The sequence below is a fragment of the Bradyrhizobium sp. 482_C4_N1_8 genome (assembly GCF_052075965.1).
Taxonomy (GTDB): domain Bacteria; phylum Pseudomonadota; class Alphaproteobacteria; order Rhizobiales; family Xanthobacteraceae; genus Bradyrhizobium; species Bradyrhizobium barranii.
Genome location: NZ_CP197231.1, coordinates 5,737,015 through 5,751,159 on the forward strand (window position 1 = coordinate 5,737,015; position 14,145 = coordinate 5,751,159).

At 59.4% G+C, this 14,145-nt stretch carries 15 protein-coding genes; 4 read left to right on the forward strand and 11 right to left on the reverse strand.

The features are described 5' to 3' along the window. Positions 1-142: 142 nt before the first annotated feature. From AB7Z56_RS27795 to AB7Z56_RS27815, 5 genes are all read right to left on the reverse strand, one after another. On the reverse strand, positions 143-1,186 hold the full coding sequence (locus AB7Z56_RS27795; RefSeq protein WP_007594558.1) for an IS110 family transposase: 1,044 nt from the start codon (positions 1,184-1,186) through the stop codon (positions 143-145). 126 nt (positions 1,187-1,312) lie between these two features. Next, positions 1,313-1,849 carry a hypothetical protein gene (locus tag AB7Z56_RS27800; RefSeq protein ID WP_441256581.1) on the reverse strand — a complete coding sequence of 179 codons (537 nt, stop codon included), beginning with the start codon at positions 1,847-1,849 and terminating at the stop codon, positions 1,313-1,315. Positions 1,850-1,883: 34 nt separating this feature from the next. Next, positions 1,884-2,462 (reverse strand): acyl-homoserine-lactone synthase, encoded by a 579-nt coding sequence (locus tag AB7Z56_RS27805; protein WP_441256582.1) that lies wholly within the window; start codon positions 2,460-2,462, stop codon positions 1,884-1,886. A 246-nt stretch (positions 2,463-2,708) separates the two neighbouring features. After that, on the reverse strand, positions 2,709-3,437 hold the full coding sequence (locus AB7Z56_RS27810; RefSeq protein ID WP_441256583.1) for an autoinducer binding domain-containing protein: 729 nt from the start codon (positions 3,435-3,437) through the stop codon (positions 2,709-2,711). 162 nt (positions 3,438-3,599) lie between these two features. After that, positions 3,600-5,123, reverse strand: coding sequence for an aldehyde dehydrogenase family protein (locus AB7Z56_RS27815; protein WP_441256584.1), 1,524 nt, complete (start codon positions 5,121-5,123; stop codon positions 3,600-3,602). A 185-nt stretch (positions 5,124-5,308) separates the two neighbouring features. Here AB7Z56_RS27815 and AB7Z56_RS27820 point away from each other — a divergent pair, with 185 nt between their 5' ends. Further along, positions 5,309-6,373 (forward strand): alcohol dehydrogenase, encoded by a 1,065-nt coding sequence (locus AB7Z56_RS27820; protein ID WP_028159876.1) that lies wholly within the window; start codon positions 5,309-5,311, stop codon positions 6,371-6,373. Positions 6,374-6,420: 47 nt separating this feature from the next. On the opposite strand, the gene AB7Z56_RS27825 is transcribed toward AB7Z56_RS27820, so the two are convergent. From AB7Z56_RS27825 to AB7Z56_RS27850, 6 genes are all read right to left on the reverse strand, one after another. After that, complete coding sequence (locus AB7Z56_RS27825) at positions 6,421-7,596, reverse strand: ABC transporter substrate-binding protein (RefSeq protein ID WP_441256585.1); 1,176 nt, start codon at positions 7,594-7,596, stop codon at positions 6,421-6,423. Continuing rightward, positions 7,593-8,366: an ABC transporter ATP-binding protein gene (locus AB7Z56_RS27830; RefSeq protein WP_063984062.1), complete on the reverse strand. Its 774-nt coding sequence runs from the start codon at positions 8,364-8,366 to the stop codon at positions 7,593-7,595. Before AB7Z56_RS27830 ends, AB7Z56_RS27825 begins: the two co-directional genes overlap by 4 nt. Further along, positions 8,363-9,124 (reverse strand): ABC transporter ATP-binding protein, encoded by a 762-nt coding sequence (locus tag AB7Z56_RS27835; RefSeq protein WP_085404922.1) that lies wholly within the window; start codon positions 9,122-9,124, stop codon positions 8,363-8,365. Before AB7Z56_RS27835 ends, AB7Z56_RS27830 begins: the two co-directional genes overlap by 4 nt. Next, positions 9,121-9,972 carry a branched-chain amino acid ABC transporter permease gene (locus AB7Z56_RS27840; RefSeq protein WP_441256586.1) on the reverse strand — a complete coding sequence of 284 codons (852 nt, stop codon included), beginning with the start codon at positions 9,970-9,972 and terminating at the stop codon, positions 9,121-9,123. The genes AB7Z56_RS27835 and AB7Z56_RS27840 overlap by 4 nt, the downstream gene beginning before the upstream one ends. Continuing rightward, positions 9,972-10,844: a branched-chain amino acid ABC transporter permease gene (locus AB7Z56_RS27845; protein ID WP_085404924.1), complete on the reverse strand. Its 873-nt coding sequence runs from the start codon at positions 10,842-10,844 to the stop codon at positions 9,972-9,974. Before AB7Z56_RS27845 ends, AB7Z56_RS27840 begins: the two co-directional genes overlap by 1 nt. Before the next feature lie 73 nt (positions 10,845-10,917). Further along, entirely contained in the window at positions 10,918-11,877 is a 960-nt protein-coding gene (locus tag AB7Z56_RS27850; RefSeq protein WP_144030855.1) for a polysaccharide deacetylase family protein, read from the reverse strand. 84 nt (positions 11,878-11,961) lie between these two features. Between AB7Z56_RS27850 and AB7Z56_RS27855 the strand changes: the two genes are divergently transcribed. Genes AB7Z56_RS27855 through AB7Z56_RS27865 form a run of 3 tightly spaced genes read left to right on the forward strand, consistent with a single transcriptional unit; the run spans position 11,962 to position 14,087 of the window. Continuing rightward, positions 11,962-12,657: an isochorismatase family protein gene (locus tag AB7Z56_RS27855; protein ID WP_245344262.1), complete on the forward strand. Its 696-nt coding sequence runs from the start codon at positions 11,962-11,964 to the stop codon at positions 12,655-12,657. Beyond that, entirely contained in the window at positions 12,647-13,411 is a 765-nt protein-coding gene (locus AB7Z56_RS27860; RefSeq protein WP_085404926.1) for a maleate cis-trans isomerase family protein, read from the forward strand. The genes AB7Z56_RS27855 and AB7Z56_RS27860 overlap by 11 nt, the downstream gene beginning before the upstream one ends. 37 nt (positions 13,412-13,448) lie before the next feature. Beyond that, positions 13,449-14,087: a MarR family winged helix-turn-helix transcriptional regulator gene (locus AB7Z56_RS27865; RefSeq protein WP_135216851.1), complete on the forward strand. Its 639-nt coding sequence runs from the start codon at positions 13,449-13,451 to the stop codon at positions 14,085-14,087. The last annotated feature ends 58 nt before the right edge of the window (positions 14,088-14,145 follow it).

Below are 14,145 nucleotides of genomic sequence, written 5' to 3' on the forward strand. Positions count from 1 at the left end.
GCGGCATTTGCTGCCGGTAAACCGAGCGGAGTGTCTCACATGACCGGCTCGCGCCGAACGTACCACCTCTTCCTTTCCTGCAAGTTCCGGCCCCAGCGTCAGATCTGCCCGTCTGACGCCAAGCTCTTTTTGTCGTTCAAGTCTATGTCGGCGTTGGCATCGGTACGGCGCTCGCAGGCCGGTACCGTTCGCCGCTGACCATCAGTTTCCAAGCAATCCGCGCCAGCTTGTTTGCTAACGCTATCGCCACCAGCTTTGGCGGCTTGCGAGCGATCATGTCTTTCAGCCAGGACCAAGGGCGACTCCCGCGTCGTCGCATATCCGCGATCACTGCCGTCGCGCCAGCTACCAAAACGGTTCGCAACATGCCGTCGCCGGCGCGGGTGATGACCCCGAGCCGATTCTTGCCGGCCGTCGAGTGATTCTTTGGCGTCAGGCCAAGCCACGCGGCAAAGTTTCTTGCCGACTTGAATCCGCGCGCATCCACGACCTTGATTGACAGCAGCGTCGCGCCGATCGGACCAATTCCTGGAATGGTCGCAAGTCTTCGGCTCATCTCGCTGCTCCGATGGAGTTGCATGAGCTTCTTGTCGAGCGTAACGATTTGATCATCGACGCGCGCCATTTCTGCAGCCAACGCCTCTATCAACTCCATCGCCAAGTCCGGGACTGTCGCATCAGCCCTAATATCGATCAGCAATTGCGGAAGCCTTGAAAGCCCCTTGGGCGCGGTAAAGCCGAACTCTGCGGCGTAGCCGCGGATCGAATTGGCGAGCTGGGTGCGCCTGCCAATGAACTGGTTGCGTACACGAGTCAGCATCTGTGCGCCCTGCTGCTCGGGACTTTTGATTGGCACGAAGTTCTTCTGCAATTTCGGTCGACTCGCGGCTTCGCAAATCGCCTCGGCGTCCGCCGCATCGGATTTCCCACGTTGCACGTACGGTTTGACATATTGCGGCGGGATCATCGCCACCTCATGCCCCAGCGAACGCAGCTCCCTCGCCCAATAGTGCGACGCTCCGCAAGCCTCCATCGCGACAAGCGTAGGCGGCAGACGGCCGAAGAACGCCAGAACCTGGCCGCGTCTCAACTTGCGTCGCAAGACCGGCTGCTCCATCCCGTCAACGCCATGCAACTGAAATACGCTCTTTGACGTGTCCAAACCGATACGAACAATCGTTTCCACGGGCGGCTCCTTCGTTTGAGGTCATCGACGACCCCATCCTGCCACGCAGACCGGCGGAAGGGGGCCGTCCACCCCAACACGAGACGAGAGCCCGGCCAGCAAGCGAACGCTTGCGAGGGCGCCCAATCAAGGCAGCAACTGCCGGATCCTGTGTGTCATCGCCGGATCATCGAGAACCACCGCCCATTCGAACAAGGCTTGGCGAATTGTGGTGGTAACGATGCCGTGGTGCGCCAAGCGATCTGCGACAAACTGGCGGTCCGTCTCCCTTCGCGCAAACGCGAGATCCGAGAGTAGTCGCATTTCGTAACCCCGTTTAGCACCCTCAAGCGCTGCGATCAGCACCTCTTCCTCCAGAAACCCGCCACCGAGAAAAATGATACCGACGTCTGCCCCCGCAAAGTGAGCGGAAAATCCTGGGTCGCGCCACGGCGACAGAGCGTCGGACTTGAAGTGTTCGATCGAAGCCGCGACCTCCACCGGCAGCAGGTCTGTCAGATATTCGCCGACTGCGATCGACTTTGCGCCAAGAATTTCGTGACAGACCGGGAGCAGCGTCAGGCTTCCACCGCAGCGGACAGGGAAACGCTCTGCTACTCCCGCCGTACTGCCGCGCGCGAGGTTTAGCAAGACAACGCGACTCTGGCGGGGGTCTGCCAGCACAAGCGGGCTCCTTGACGCGCGGTGCCGCGCCCGATCACGCGGCTTTGCGGCCTTCGGGCTGATTGCGCACGACGGGCCCTTCGAGCCCTGCTTGGCGGTACATCGCCTCAAGCGCCAAATCGGAGTCCCGGAGATATCCCGCAAGCGCGCTTGTCTGGCCGAGCTTGCGCGGCTCCGTCAGCCTTTCCAGCGGCCAGCCGGCGCGTCTCAAGATGCGCTCCATCCGCACATCCGTAACGGTCACGATTGCGTTTGCACCTTTCGCCCGCATCGTTTCGAGCATTGCCGCGAACAGTACGAACGTCGCACGATTGAATCCGTGTGGGCCAAGCTCAATGGCTTGATCGGTATCCACACAAAACCGCGAGCTCTCCAGGATGAGCTCGCTCCTCGGCGCCTCTTTGTCGCCAAGCAATATTGGAAACGTGTCCGCGAGCATGGTGGGACCGGTGGTCGAAAGCAGCCTCACACACCCCAGGACGTCATAGTCGTCGGAGACGACCAAGACATAGGTCGGTGCCAGCGCATCGTAGATGTCGATCTCCAGATCTCCGGAGACCGAGACCGTCCAATCCAGACGATCCCTGAAAACACGACGGCGCAGGCGGAACATCTAGAGGTCGAGTTGGGATCCGGTTTGACGATGATCGAGAGTAACAGCGTGCATGGCAAGCTCCGTTGAGGGAAAGCCCACCAGACCAGAGAGCGGCGCAAGCAGCGCCTGTGTTATTTGACAGGTTCACAACCAAACAGAAGCTTACGCCAGCGAGAGCCAACTCAGCGTCAATTTTTCCACAAGATAGCGGATTGCGATACGCGCTGGCGCGTCAATATAGGGATCTGAAGATGCCTCGTTGCGTCAGGGCAACAGCCGTCGCCGGATCGCCAGCGCAACGCAATGGGTGATCGAAACCGCGTCGAGCTTGCGGCGTGCGTTTTCGAGATGAAATGCCACTGTGCGCGCGGTGACGCCGACAAGCACGGCTGTCTCGGACACTGTCTTGCCGAGAGCGGCCCACGCAAGGCATTGGCGCTCGCGCTGGCTGAGGATCTGGCCCTCCCGCCGTGTCTGGTTCGCGGGGGCTCGCCCACGCAGATGCGTATGGAAATAGAGCCCGAGCAGTTGCACGATGTCATTCGACGTCGCAAGCAGGAGGTCCGGCTCCATCAAGGCATCATCGGTTGCGACCGTAAAGGCCGCCATGCGGCCGAACCCTGCCCTGATCGGCACCGTTATTCCGGACTTGATCCCGAATCCCGTTGCTTCCTCAAAGAAGCGGGATTGCTCACGGTTTCTTGGACGAATTGATCCGGACGATGCTCCCCAGGTGAACATCGCGTGTTCGGCTCTTGCGCGGAGCACGACCGGATCGAACCGATGATAGCGGTGGCGCAGATATCGGCTCGTCCAGGATTTCGGGTAGGACGAGATCAGTTTCAGCGAGCTGTCGACAATGCTGAGATAGGCAAACCAGCGAAAGCCGAGACCATGGGATGCTCGCGTGGCAATCCGCTCGAATTCGTCCTCGTCCATGGCCGTCTGAAGGGCGTCAATAAACTCCTGAAAGATGTTCTCCGTCCAGTTCATGATGGGCTGGATCCGACTGTTGCGCTGACGCGACCGGTTGATCCCTCAGGGATCGTCTTTGAGCCCGAAAACTCGGTCTGCGCGCATACGAGCCACGGCCTCAAGCCGCGACGGCTTGAGGCCAATTCTTGACGTCCATGCAGCCCGAGTCGGCTTGCTAATCTAGAGACGGATGCAGGCATCCCAGGGAGACAGCCCTCCCCAATTGACACACACGCTCTGTCTTCGCATGTAGCCCTTCCAGGCATCCGAGCCAGCAGTGCGTCCGCCGCCTGTCTCCTTCTCGCCGCCAAACGCAGCGCCGATGTCGGCGCCGGTCGTCCCCATATTGACCCTTGCGATACCGCAGTCGCTTCCCGCGGCAGACAGGAACAGCTCGATATTGGATAGATCCGTGCTGTGAATGCCTGACGAGAGCCCCTGAGGTACGCTGTTGTTGATATGAATGGCCTCCTCAAGCGTATCGTAGATAAAGACATAGACGATCGGAGCAAAGGTCTCCTTCTGAACGGAGGGCAAGTCGTGAGGCAGGTCTGTAATCAGCGTTGGCTCGACATAGTAGCCGGGACGATCGATACGCTTTCCACCAAAGATGACCTTTCCTCCAGCATCCCTTGCGTTTCGAACGGCCCTTTCAAATAGCATCACTGCGTCGCGGTCCACCAGGGGGCCGACAATCGTTCCCTCCTCCCTGGGATCGCCGACCGTGATCTGACCAAAGGCCTGCTTCAAGAGCTCGATCAGAGGTTTCGCGACCGAACGTTGGACAATGACGCGTCTTGTGCTGGTGCAGCGTTGGCCGGTCGTGCCGACGGCACCGAAGGCGATGCTCCGCGCGGCCAGCGCGAGGTCAGCGGTCTGGTCAACGATACATCCGTTATTGCCTGAGCATTCGAGCAGGTAGCGGCGGCCCAATGTGCTGCCCACGACGTCTGCAACCCTCCGGCCAACGGCACTTGATCCGGTGAACGATACCAAAGCGATGCGCTTATCGTGGATGAGCAGCTCCGCTACACTGTTATCGCCGGGCATGAAAAGCGAGAAGACACCGTCGAGCTCGAGCTCGTTCATCGCCATATTGCAGATCTGCTGCAGGCCAAGCGCGGTGAGTGGCACTTTTGGACTAGGTTTCCAGATGACCGTATTGCCTCCGATAGCAGCAAGGAAGGCATTCTGGGCCCAGACCGATGCCGGGAAGTTGTAGGCTGTGATGACGCCGACGACGCCCAGCGGCAGCCATTGATCGTACATTCGGTGCTTGCTGCGCTGCGATTGCTGAACGAAACCATACATCATGCGCGATTGACCCGCCGCCATCGCAGCCATGTCGATGACTTCGCGGATTTCGGCCTTGGCCTCGCCAATCGCCTTGCCTGTGTCGAGGACGATGAGCGCAGCAAGGTCGTCAAGGTACTCTGCAGCAAGTGAACCTATCCGCCCGACCAGTTCTCCTCGCCTCGGAGCAGGAACGGTTGCCCACTCGGTTTGCGCGGCCTGAGCGCAGCGAATGACGCGCTCGTAGTCGCGCTCGTTGGCGCCAGCGATTTGGGCTACGACCTTGTCTTGAGCCGGGTCGACCGCATCGAACGGGATCCTGCCATCGGTCGGGCTCCATCCGTCGCCATGCGCGTACGTCCCGGAATTCAGAAAGCCGATATCGAAATTCTTCAGTGCCCTCTCAAACATCTCAGCCTCATTTAGTTATTTAACCAACCTAACTATATTGCTATAGATGCGTCACCTGGATGTCAATCGGACCGCGACTCGCATCACGACGTCAAAGGTGAAATCGAAAGCACGAAGATCGACGCGCGGCGGCTGAAGGCAAAAGGGCAAGGCGTCGTTCAGGCTCACTCACAACGGAGGAACATTTGAAAAGTCTCGCGCTCACCCAATACCGGGCTCCCCTCGAATGCGTCGAAACATCTACGCCCGTCCCGAAGGGCAACGAAGTCCTTCTCAGGGTCAACGCCTGTGGCGTTTGCCATACCGACCTTCATATCTGGGAAGGCGGCTATGACCTGGGCGGGGGCAAGATGATGAAGATGTCCGACCGGGGACAAAAGCTGCCGCACACCATGGGCCACGAGGTCGTTGGCACGGTGGTTGCGGCGGGCGAAGACGCCATGCGTCTCGCTGAAATGGGGAGAACCTATTTGGTCTATCCTTGGTTTGGATGTGGAGAGTGCCAGGTCTGCAAGAGCTCCGACGAGCATCTGTGTCCGACTCCACAATATCTAGGCGTATTGCGCCCAGGCGGCTATGCCGACCACGTCCTGGTCCCCCACCCCCGATACCTCATCGATATTCCTGCGATCCCGCCGGAGCAGGCTGCGCCCTATGCGTGCTCGGGGCTGACGGCGTATTCCGCCCTGAAGAAGCTCGGCCCCGACCGCCTGGGAAAGCCAATCCTGATTGTCGGGGCCGGCGGGCTCGGCCTGATGTGCCTTTCTCTGTTGAAGGCGATGGGGCGGTCCGGCGCGATCGTTGCGGACATTGATCCCGATAAGCGCAGTGCGGCGCTGGCAGCAGGTGCCATTGCAGCTCTTGATCCTACGAAAGATGACTTTGCCAAACTCCTTGCCGAGAGCGCCCAGGGAGGCATTCATGCGATCATCGACTTCGTCGGATCGCCGGCTTCATGGGATCTCGCCATGGCGACCCTCGCCAAGGGCGCAATCTATGTAATCGTCGGTCTCTTTGGCGGCGAGCGCACGCTATCGCTGGCAACAATGCCCTTAAGGGCCATTACGGTGTCCGGCTCATTCGTTGGTAGCCGACGAGATCTGATCGAGCTGATGAGTCTGGTGCGGACAGGCGTGGACCAGATGCCGATTGTGACCAGGCCGCTTGATCGGGCTCATGAGACACTGTCCGATCTCAGGGAGGGCCGCGTTGTCGGACGAGCTGTCCTGGTGCCGGATCATCCGTCGTAATGGCAGTGGCTGGACGGTGCCGATGATCCGGCACCGTCCAGCCGTGTTCAATCTCCGGTACGCTGATCAAACAGAGTCCAGTGTCCGCCTTTGGCCTCAAGTACGTAAATGGGCTTGATCGCGTCACCATTCTCCCGAAATGTGATTTTCCCACCAAGAGCCGGGTAATCCTTCATTTTCCGCAATTCGTCCCTGACAGCGGTGCGCTCAGCAGCGATTTTGGACGGCTCGCCCGTCACGCCAGCGCGCTTCATGGCCTCCGCATAGAGGTAGACGATATCGTAGCTGGATATATCAGTCTGATTTGGCACCGTCCGGCCAATTTTGGCGGCTTCTGCCCGGGTCGCAAACGACCTTGCAAAGGCCCGGACGGCATCGTTGAGATCGCTATAGAAGGGTGAGCCAATGATCGTCCCCTCGCCCGCATCTCCAAACCGGACCGGCAAGTCGGGATCGCCGACCGTCGTGCCCGCGAACAGGCGAGCGCTAACGCCCTGCCGTTTCATCTCCTTGGCCAGATTGATCATGGCCTCGGGGGGAGCCCCAACGCCGACGATATCGGGCTTCAGCTGGGCGAGCTTCGAGACCTGAGCCGACATGTCGAACGCCTTGTACGGAAAATCGACGAATCCGCCGACGGGGACTTCGACTTTAATCAGCGCCTCCGGCAGCACCGTGGTGCCGACCGCCTTGGATACGGCGTCGTCGGTCGCGTAAGCAATCGCCGCAGTCCCCATGCTGAGATTCTTGGCGCGCATGGCCTTGAGAACCATCTCGATGACCAGGCCTTCATCGACAGTATTCCGGAAAGCATACTTGAATGGGGCCGCTACTCCAGGTGCGGAAGATGACATCGACATCTGGACGATCCCGAGCCGTTCTCCGGCCGAAAATGCCACGCGCGCCTCGCTCGACGAGAATGGGCCGACGATGGCAAGGGCCCCGTTGTCACGAGCGAACTGCTCCACCGCGAGCACCGATTGCTTGGGGTCACCGGCCGTATCGAATTTCACGAGCCGGATTGCGGATCCGTTGACGCCGCCGGCGCGATTAATCTCGTCAACGGCCATATCGACGGCAATTTCGTTTGCGTTCGCCACACTTACGAACGTACCGGTCCTGGCCATCGACAACCCGATGACCAACTCCCTTTCGTGCCCATACGCCGCCGACGCAAGCGCGCTTGCAATTGCGATTCCCGCCAGAATTCTTCTGCATTTCATGAACGCCTCCCTGCTGACTTCCTCTTGTGATCAATCTCCGTAACCTCGCGAGCCGCGCCCCCGAGATAGGCTTCCTGAAGGCGAGCGCTGCCAGCGATGGCGGCAGCATTCCCCTCGAGGGCCACTCGGCCCAATTCCAGCACTGTCGCGCGGTGAGCGATCCTCAGAGCATTTGCGGTGTTCTGCTCAATCAGCAGCACGCTGAGCCCCTCGCGATTGTATTCCCGGATGAGCTCGAACAGCTTCGAGACAAACAAGGGTGACAGGCCGAGGGATGGTTCATCCATCATCAGGAGTTGTGGTTTCGCCAGCATTGCGCGGCCGAGCGCAAGCATCTGCTGTTCCCCACCAGATAAGCATGATGCATCATGATTTCGGCGCTGCGCGAGATTTGGAAACCGATCATAGATGCCATCGATCTCACGCCGTACGGCAGTCTTGTCCTGCCGCATATGGGCGCCAAGAAGCAGGTTTTCTTCGATCGTCATGGACACCAGGATCCGCCGGCCCTCCGGCACGAGAACGAGCCCGGTGTCGATGCGACGGTGAATCGGCCAGCGGGTGATGTCCGCGCCGGCGAAAGTAATCCTGCCATTCGCTGGCGAGACCATTCCGAGAATTGAATGGAGCAGAGTGCTCTTGCCGGCCCCATTTGCACCGACAACGGTCACGATCTCACCATGCGCGACTTGCAGCGAAACACCGATGAGCGCCTCGACCCGCCCGTAACACGCCGACATTTGCTCAATGTCGAGGATCAATCCGCTCATGCCGCCTGCTCCGCCCCAAGATAAGCTTCACGAACTTGCTCATCCGTCCTCACCTGGTCGAATGATCCTTCTGCGATTTTGCAGCCAAAGTTCAGCACGACAATTTTCTCGCAGACCGATCGGATGAACTGCATGTCGTGCTCGATCACGAGAAGGGTTACTCCCCGCTCCTTCAGAGTATCGAGATGGCTATGCAATTCGCGTGTTTCCGATGCATTGAGACCCGCAGCCGGCTCGTCGAGCATCAAAACCGAGGGCGACGACAGGGTTGCCCGGATGAGATCCACGCGCTTGCGGATCCCGTAAGGGAGCAGACCTACGGGTTCATCGGCATACTGACCTAGACCGAACGCCGAAAGCTCGGCCTTGGCCGCGCAGATCCACTCGTGATCCCGAACCAATCGAAATGGCCGCATCACATCGAAAGGCCGCGTCAGTGTGACGTGCTGGCCGATGAGCAGATTATCGATCACTGACAGACGGGGGATCAGGCGGATATTCTGAAAGCTGCGGGCGATTCCGCGCTTGATCCGATAGCGTGACGGAAGATTCACGATATCCGAGCCGCGAAACCGAATGCTTCCCGAAGTGACCGGGTACACACCACTGATGAGGTTGAAGACGGTCGTCTTCCCGGCACCATTGGGACCGATCAGTGCGGTTGCTGTTCGCTCCGGCACGTCGAAGGAGAGTTCGCGAACGACTTCGAGACCGCCGAATGCTTTTGATAGATTTTGCATCGAAAGGAGCATGGTCATGACGCGGTTGTTCCGCCCTGTACTGCTGCCTGCGCGCGCCGACGCGTCAGTCCACGAGTGATCAGCCCTTGCGGGCGCAGGGCCATGAAGAGGATGATGAAAAGTGCAAAGATCTCATATCGCCACTGCGAGCTGGACCTCAGTGCTTCCGGTACAATCGTGAAGATCGCGGCACCGACGAGAGGCCCCAAAACCGATTGGGTCCCACCGAGCAGTACGTAGAGCACGGTGTAGGTGCTCAGCATCACGCCGAAGTACTGCGCCTCGACGTAATTGAAGTAGTGCGCATATAGTGCCCCACCTACGCCGGCGATGGTCGCGCCAGCAGTCAGTGCGGCGACACCAAGGGCCTTGACATTCAGGCCCAGGAGGTCGGCGACCAATGGATCATTCTTCACGGCCGCGAGATAGATCGGCACTCGTGTCGTCGACATCAGATATACGAGCGAGACGACTACCACCGTCACGGCGACGACCGTAGAGGCCTCGATGTGGGTCGAGACGGGATAGCCGGCGGCACCGCCGACAACTTCCAGATTAAGCAATATCGCGCAGATGACCTGTCCCAAAGCAAAGGTCGCAAGGGACAGATAAATGCCCTGGGTCCTTAGGATTGGCATCGCAACCACGAACGCCAGAATTGCCGCTGTCCCCCCGCCAGCCGCTATAGCGGCAAGGGCCGGCCATCCGCACACGTTGGTGAGATATGCAGAGGCGTAGGCCCCGATCGCCATGAATCCCGCGATTCCGAGATTGAGCTGTCCCGCGGCCATCGGCAGGTAGACGCCGTAAGCGGCGATTGCGTTGAGGGCAAGAAGCACGATGAGCCCGGTCAGATAGCCCGACATCAGAGCTTCTCCCTGGCGACAGCCATGCCAAAAAGCCCTTCAGGCTTTATGATCAGCAAAGCCAGGAGCAAGCCGTAGACACCGATATTGACGAAGTCGGCACCAAGGAACTGCGTCGACAATATCTCGACGAGCCCGATCAGCAGGCCGCCAGCGACCGCTCCCCAGATGTTGCCCATGCCGCCGATGATCATTGCGCTGATACCCTTGAACCCGATGCTCTCCCCCATGGACGAGGACACCTGCAGGTAGCTAATCGCGAAGAGGATGCCACCGGCGCCTGTAAACAGCGCACTCAGCACGAACACTCTAGGGACGACGGAGCCGACATTCACACCGAGGATCGATGCCGTGCGGCGGCTTTCGGCGATCGCCCTGACCTGACGCCCGAGGTTCGTGAACCGCAACGACAGGGACAGTGCGATCACAAACGCGAGCGAAAGTGCCAGACTTAGAAACTGAGCTCCGCCGACGATGATTGAGCCCGCTCTGAAATTAAAATCCGCAATGATCGCGGGATAGGATTGTTGATCAGATCCCAACCACAAGACGATCAGGTTCTCGAGGAGAACCAGGAATCCCAATGAGCTGACGAGAGGAACCTCCGGGTCGCTGTCGCTGCTCGGTCGATAAGTCAGGAAATAGACGGCGACTCCCACGACGGCGCTCGCCATTAGCGCGAAGCCGAACGCGAGCAGCCAGTGCTGGCCGCTCTTAAGCGCGGCCCACGAAACCATTCCTGCAACCATGAAGATGCCAGGAATAGAAAAATTGAGGAAGTTGAGAACACCGATCGCCAGCGTAAAGGCGACGGCGACCATCACGTACACGCCCCCGAGCATGAGGCCATTAACAATTTGCTGAGCAATCATGGCCGCTCCGCTATTTCGATCGAGGCAGACTTATCGAGATATCGCTTCACCATATCGAGCATCTCCCGGGAGATCAGACGCCGCTTGCGCGATGCGATGAATGCTCAGGCGAAATGTCCGTCCCTGCGATCTCGGGGCTGAGAAGCGTCCCCTTGGGCAGCGAGAGCGCATGAGCGGCTATCTTGCCGGCCGTCGTGATCCAGACCTTGTCGCGGTGGGAGGCGATGTGCGCGAGCGCGCGCCGCAACTTTCGGGTTCGGTGCGGCTGGCCCATGACAAAGGTGTGGAGTGCGGCCGAGAAGACGAGCGGATATTTCTCGGAGTCCTGCAATTGCTGATCGAAAGCATCGACCAGAAGATCGGCAAACTCGGCGTCGCTGACCCTTCTATTGAAGACGGCCGGCAGATCATTCAGCTCCATGGATGGATACGGCACGCTGAGAATGGGGCCGAGATCCGTTCTGAACAGCTGCGGCTGCTCGTCGTAGAACCAATCGAGCATGTAGCCGAAGCCTTGCTCGACCAGCAGCTCTGGAGTTTTCGTGCTCTGCGAGATGAAGGGTCCGAGCCACCCCTGCGGCGCCGCCCCCTCTTCCTTTTCGAAGCGGAGCCGAACCTCTCTCAGCATGTCGCGTTCCTCGGCCTCGGTCATGTCGATCTGCCGCTCCGAATTGGTGCGACCGTGACCGACGAACTCGTCGCCCCGCCGTCGAAACGCAGCCATGAGCTCGGGATAGGCATCGTAGACGGCGGTATTGGCGAGCACCGAGAGCGGAATGTCGAACTCCTTGAAGAGATCGATCAGGCGCCAGATCCCAACCCGATTACCAAAGTCCCGGTAAGCATAGCCGCGATGAAACGGCGGAGCCGGCATGGTCGTGAAGTCCGGTCCAGGGTTTCGGCCGAACTCGAAGGCTTCGATATTGATCGCAAAATAAACAGCGAGCCTCTTGCCATCGGGCCAATCGTAGGTCGGCCGCTGCGTGATTGGCACGAACGGATAACGATCCATCTTTGTATCAAACTTGGCCATGGGCCCTCCTCGCTTCCTCTATTGACCGCCACGCTATCCGACGATATTTAATTTTGCAAACTAATTTTATAGAGGAGATCTGACGTGCGACCGTGGGACGGCATCATCACTGACGAAGATCGACGAGCTTACGATGCAGCCGGATTCGGCCGCTCGGCGGGCATGGGGCGCAGGCCTGCGCTTCTCATTATCGACGTGCAGTATCGAACGACCGGCTCGTTGCCGTTGCCGTTTTGGCAAGCGGTCGAGGAATATCCGACGTCATGCGGCGAGGTCGCATGGCAGGCCGTTAAGCACATCAGCACAGTGCTGGAACTATTTAGAAGGAAACGTTGGCCCGTCCTCTTTCCACATGTCGCGCCGAAGGTCCTGCAGGACGGCGGCCGGCTTGCGGCAAAAGTCCCCTCGATCATGACGATTCCGCCCGTCGGCTACCGCTTTGTCCGGGAAGTCGCGCCGATCGACGGCGATATACTGATACCGAAGAAACACCCCAGCGCCTTCTTTGGCACCACTCTGGTGAGCCATCTCGTGGACCTCAAGGTCGACAGCCTCATCATGACGGGTTGCACGACGTCAGGCTGCGTCCGCGCCAGCGTGGTCGACGCCTTCTCCTACAATTTTCACGTCGCCGTGCCGCAGGAGTGTGTCTACGACCGCAGCTCGATCGCTCATGGTGTGAACCTGTTCGACATGGCCCAGAAATACGCTGACGTACTTCCAACCAGCGACCTGCTTAAATCCCTTGAGAAGCTGACGGAGCGCGACGATGTCCAATGATTTTGAGTACGGATCCGGCGGCATTGTTGGCTTCGCCCCGCCACAGTCCAATCCGACCGTAGAGCCTGAAATGGCCGCACTTATGCCACCGGACGTGCTGAGCCTCACCACACGGCTCCGCGGTGATCCCGTCGACGCCCGGAAGAGGTTTTCAGACTATTTGTTCAATCTGGGGGAGAGCCTCGAGGGGTTTGGCGCAATCAGGCTCGGAGCCTTTGGCTTCGCCTGCACCGCAACGACCTACCTGCTGGGTCATGACGAGGTGCGCCGGAAGTTCGAGCAGCTCTCCCGGCTATATGGCTACCCTATTCTCTCTTCGGCCGAAGCCATTGAGCTTGCTCTCGCCGAGCTCGGGGCGCGGCGCATTGCCCTCTTTGGACCCTACCCGGGCTGGCTGCAGGAGGCATCATTCTCGTTCTGGTCACAGGCCGGCTTTGATCTGACGGCGAAAGGGGGAATTGACCTCGGCTCCAGTGACACGCTTAACATATATAAGCTACGCGCCTCCAAGGTTGTCGAAGCGGTCCTGCGCCTGGACTGGCACTCGGCCGACGCGATTGTCCTGACCGGCACTGGCGCCCCGACCTTGCGGGCCATACCAGACATCGTCCGCGCCACAGGCAAGCCGGTGCTTTCCTCCAATCTTTGCCTCGGCTGGGCGGTCCTCAAGGCGATTGGCCACAAGGCCGCTCTCCCTGTTGGCATGGGCCAAAGCATGCTAATCGACGATTGGCCCGCGCGGGCGGCACGATAGCGATTCGTACGCTACGGCCTTCTGAGGAACAGTTGAGATGACAAAGTCGAGGGAGCGCGTATCGAAGGCCAAGCCAGGTGCGGCAGTCACCCGGCCTCGCGCCCCCAAACTACCGCCGACGATTTCCCGCGCCACGCTCATGGTCGATGGGACTGACATGCTGGTGCGGAGGATCACCCATCAGCATTTCGTGCTTTCCAGCCTGCTTGAGACCGTTCGTAGCGGATTTGCCTCTCTGGTCGGCCTTTCCACTTTTCAGTATGTGCTCATGCAGGCCGTGGGACGTCTGACTGATAAGCAGCAATGGACCGTCAGATCGACAGCGCGCGAGATGCATGTGACGGACGCCTATGCAAGCGTTGAGATCGCCGACCTCGTCGAGCAGGGTTATCTGGCCAAGGTCGTCAATCCAGAGGATAGGCGGGTCAGCTTTCTCGAACTTACCGATAAGGGCGTGTCCTCGCTTTCGGCGATTGCGCCCATACAGCAAATGGTCAATGACGCGCTCTACGGGCACCTCGATAGCAATAGCGCCCTCACCTATTCCAACGAGCTAAGCGTCTTGATCTCTCGTGCCGAGAGCGCGATTTCGGTCCTGAACGATGTCGCCGCAGACCAACGTGAGGCTGCGCTGCGCCAGCCGACCAAGCGTCGGCGACGGACAGCAGCGCGATAACCCCAAGGAAGCCTGCTTGACTCCAAGGCCCCATCTATTTATTTAGTTTACCTAACTA

Coding starts and splice junctions, on each gene's coding strand:
- AB7Z56_RS27850 (WP_144030855.1), bottom strand. CDS start 11,877: ATGGCCAAGTTTGATACAAAGATGGATCGTTATCCGTTCGTGCCAATC.
- AB7Z56_RS27845 (WP_085404924.1), bottom strand. CDS start 10,844: ATGATTGCTCAGCAAATTGTTAATGGCCTCATGCTCGGGGGCGTGTAC.
- AB7Z56_RS27830 (WP_063984062.1), bottom strand. CDS start 8,366: ATGAGCGGATTGATCCTCGACATTGAGCAAATGTCGGCGTGTTACGGG.
- AB7Z56_RS27835 (WP_085404922.1), bottom strand. CDS start 9,124: ATGACCATGCTCCTTTCGATGCAAAATCTATCAAAAGCATTCGGCGGT.
- AB7Z56_RS27805 (WP_441256582.1), bottom strand. CDS start 2,462: ATGTTCCGCCTGCGCCGTCGTGTTTTCAGGGATCGTCTGGATTGGACG.
- AB7Z56_RS27860 (WP_085404926.1), top strand. CDS start 12,647: ATGTCCAATGATTTTGAGTACGGATCCGGCGGCATTGTTGGCTTCGCC.
- AB7Z56_RS27815 (WP_441256584.1), bottom strand. CDS start 5,123: ATGTTTGAGAGGGCACTGAAGAATTTCGATATCGGCTTTCTGAATTCC.
- AB7Z56_RS27840 (WP_441256586.1), bottom strand. CDS start 9,972: ATGTCGGGCTATCTGACCGGGCTCATCGTGCTTCTTGCCCTCAACGCA.
- AB7Z56_RS27810 (WP_441256583.1), bottom strand. CDS start 3,437: ATGAACTGGACGGAGAACATCTTTCAGGAGTTTATTGACGCCCTTCAG.
- AB7Z56_RS27825 (WP_441256585.1), bottom strand. CDS start 7,596: ATGAAATGCAGAAGAATTCTGGCGGGAATCGCAATTGCAAGCGCGCTT.
- AB7Z56_RS27865 (WP_135216851.1), top strand. CDS start 13,449: ATGACAAAGTCGAGGGAGCGCGTATCGAAGGCCAAGCCAGGTGCGGCA.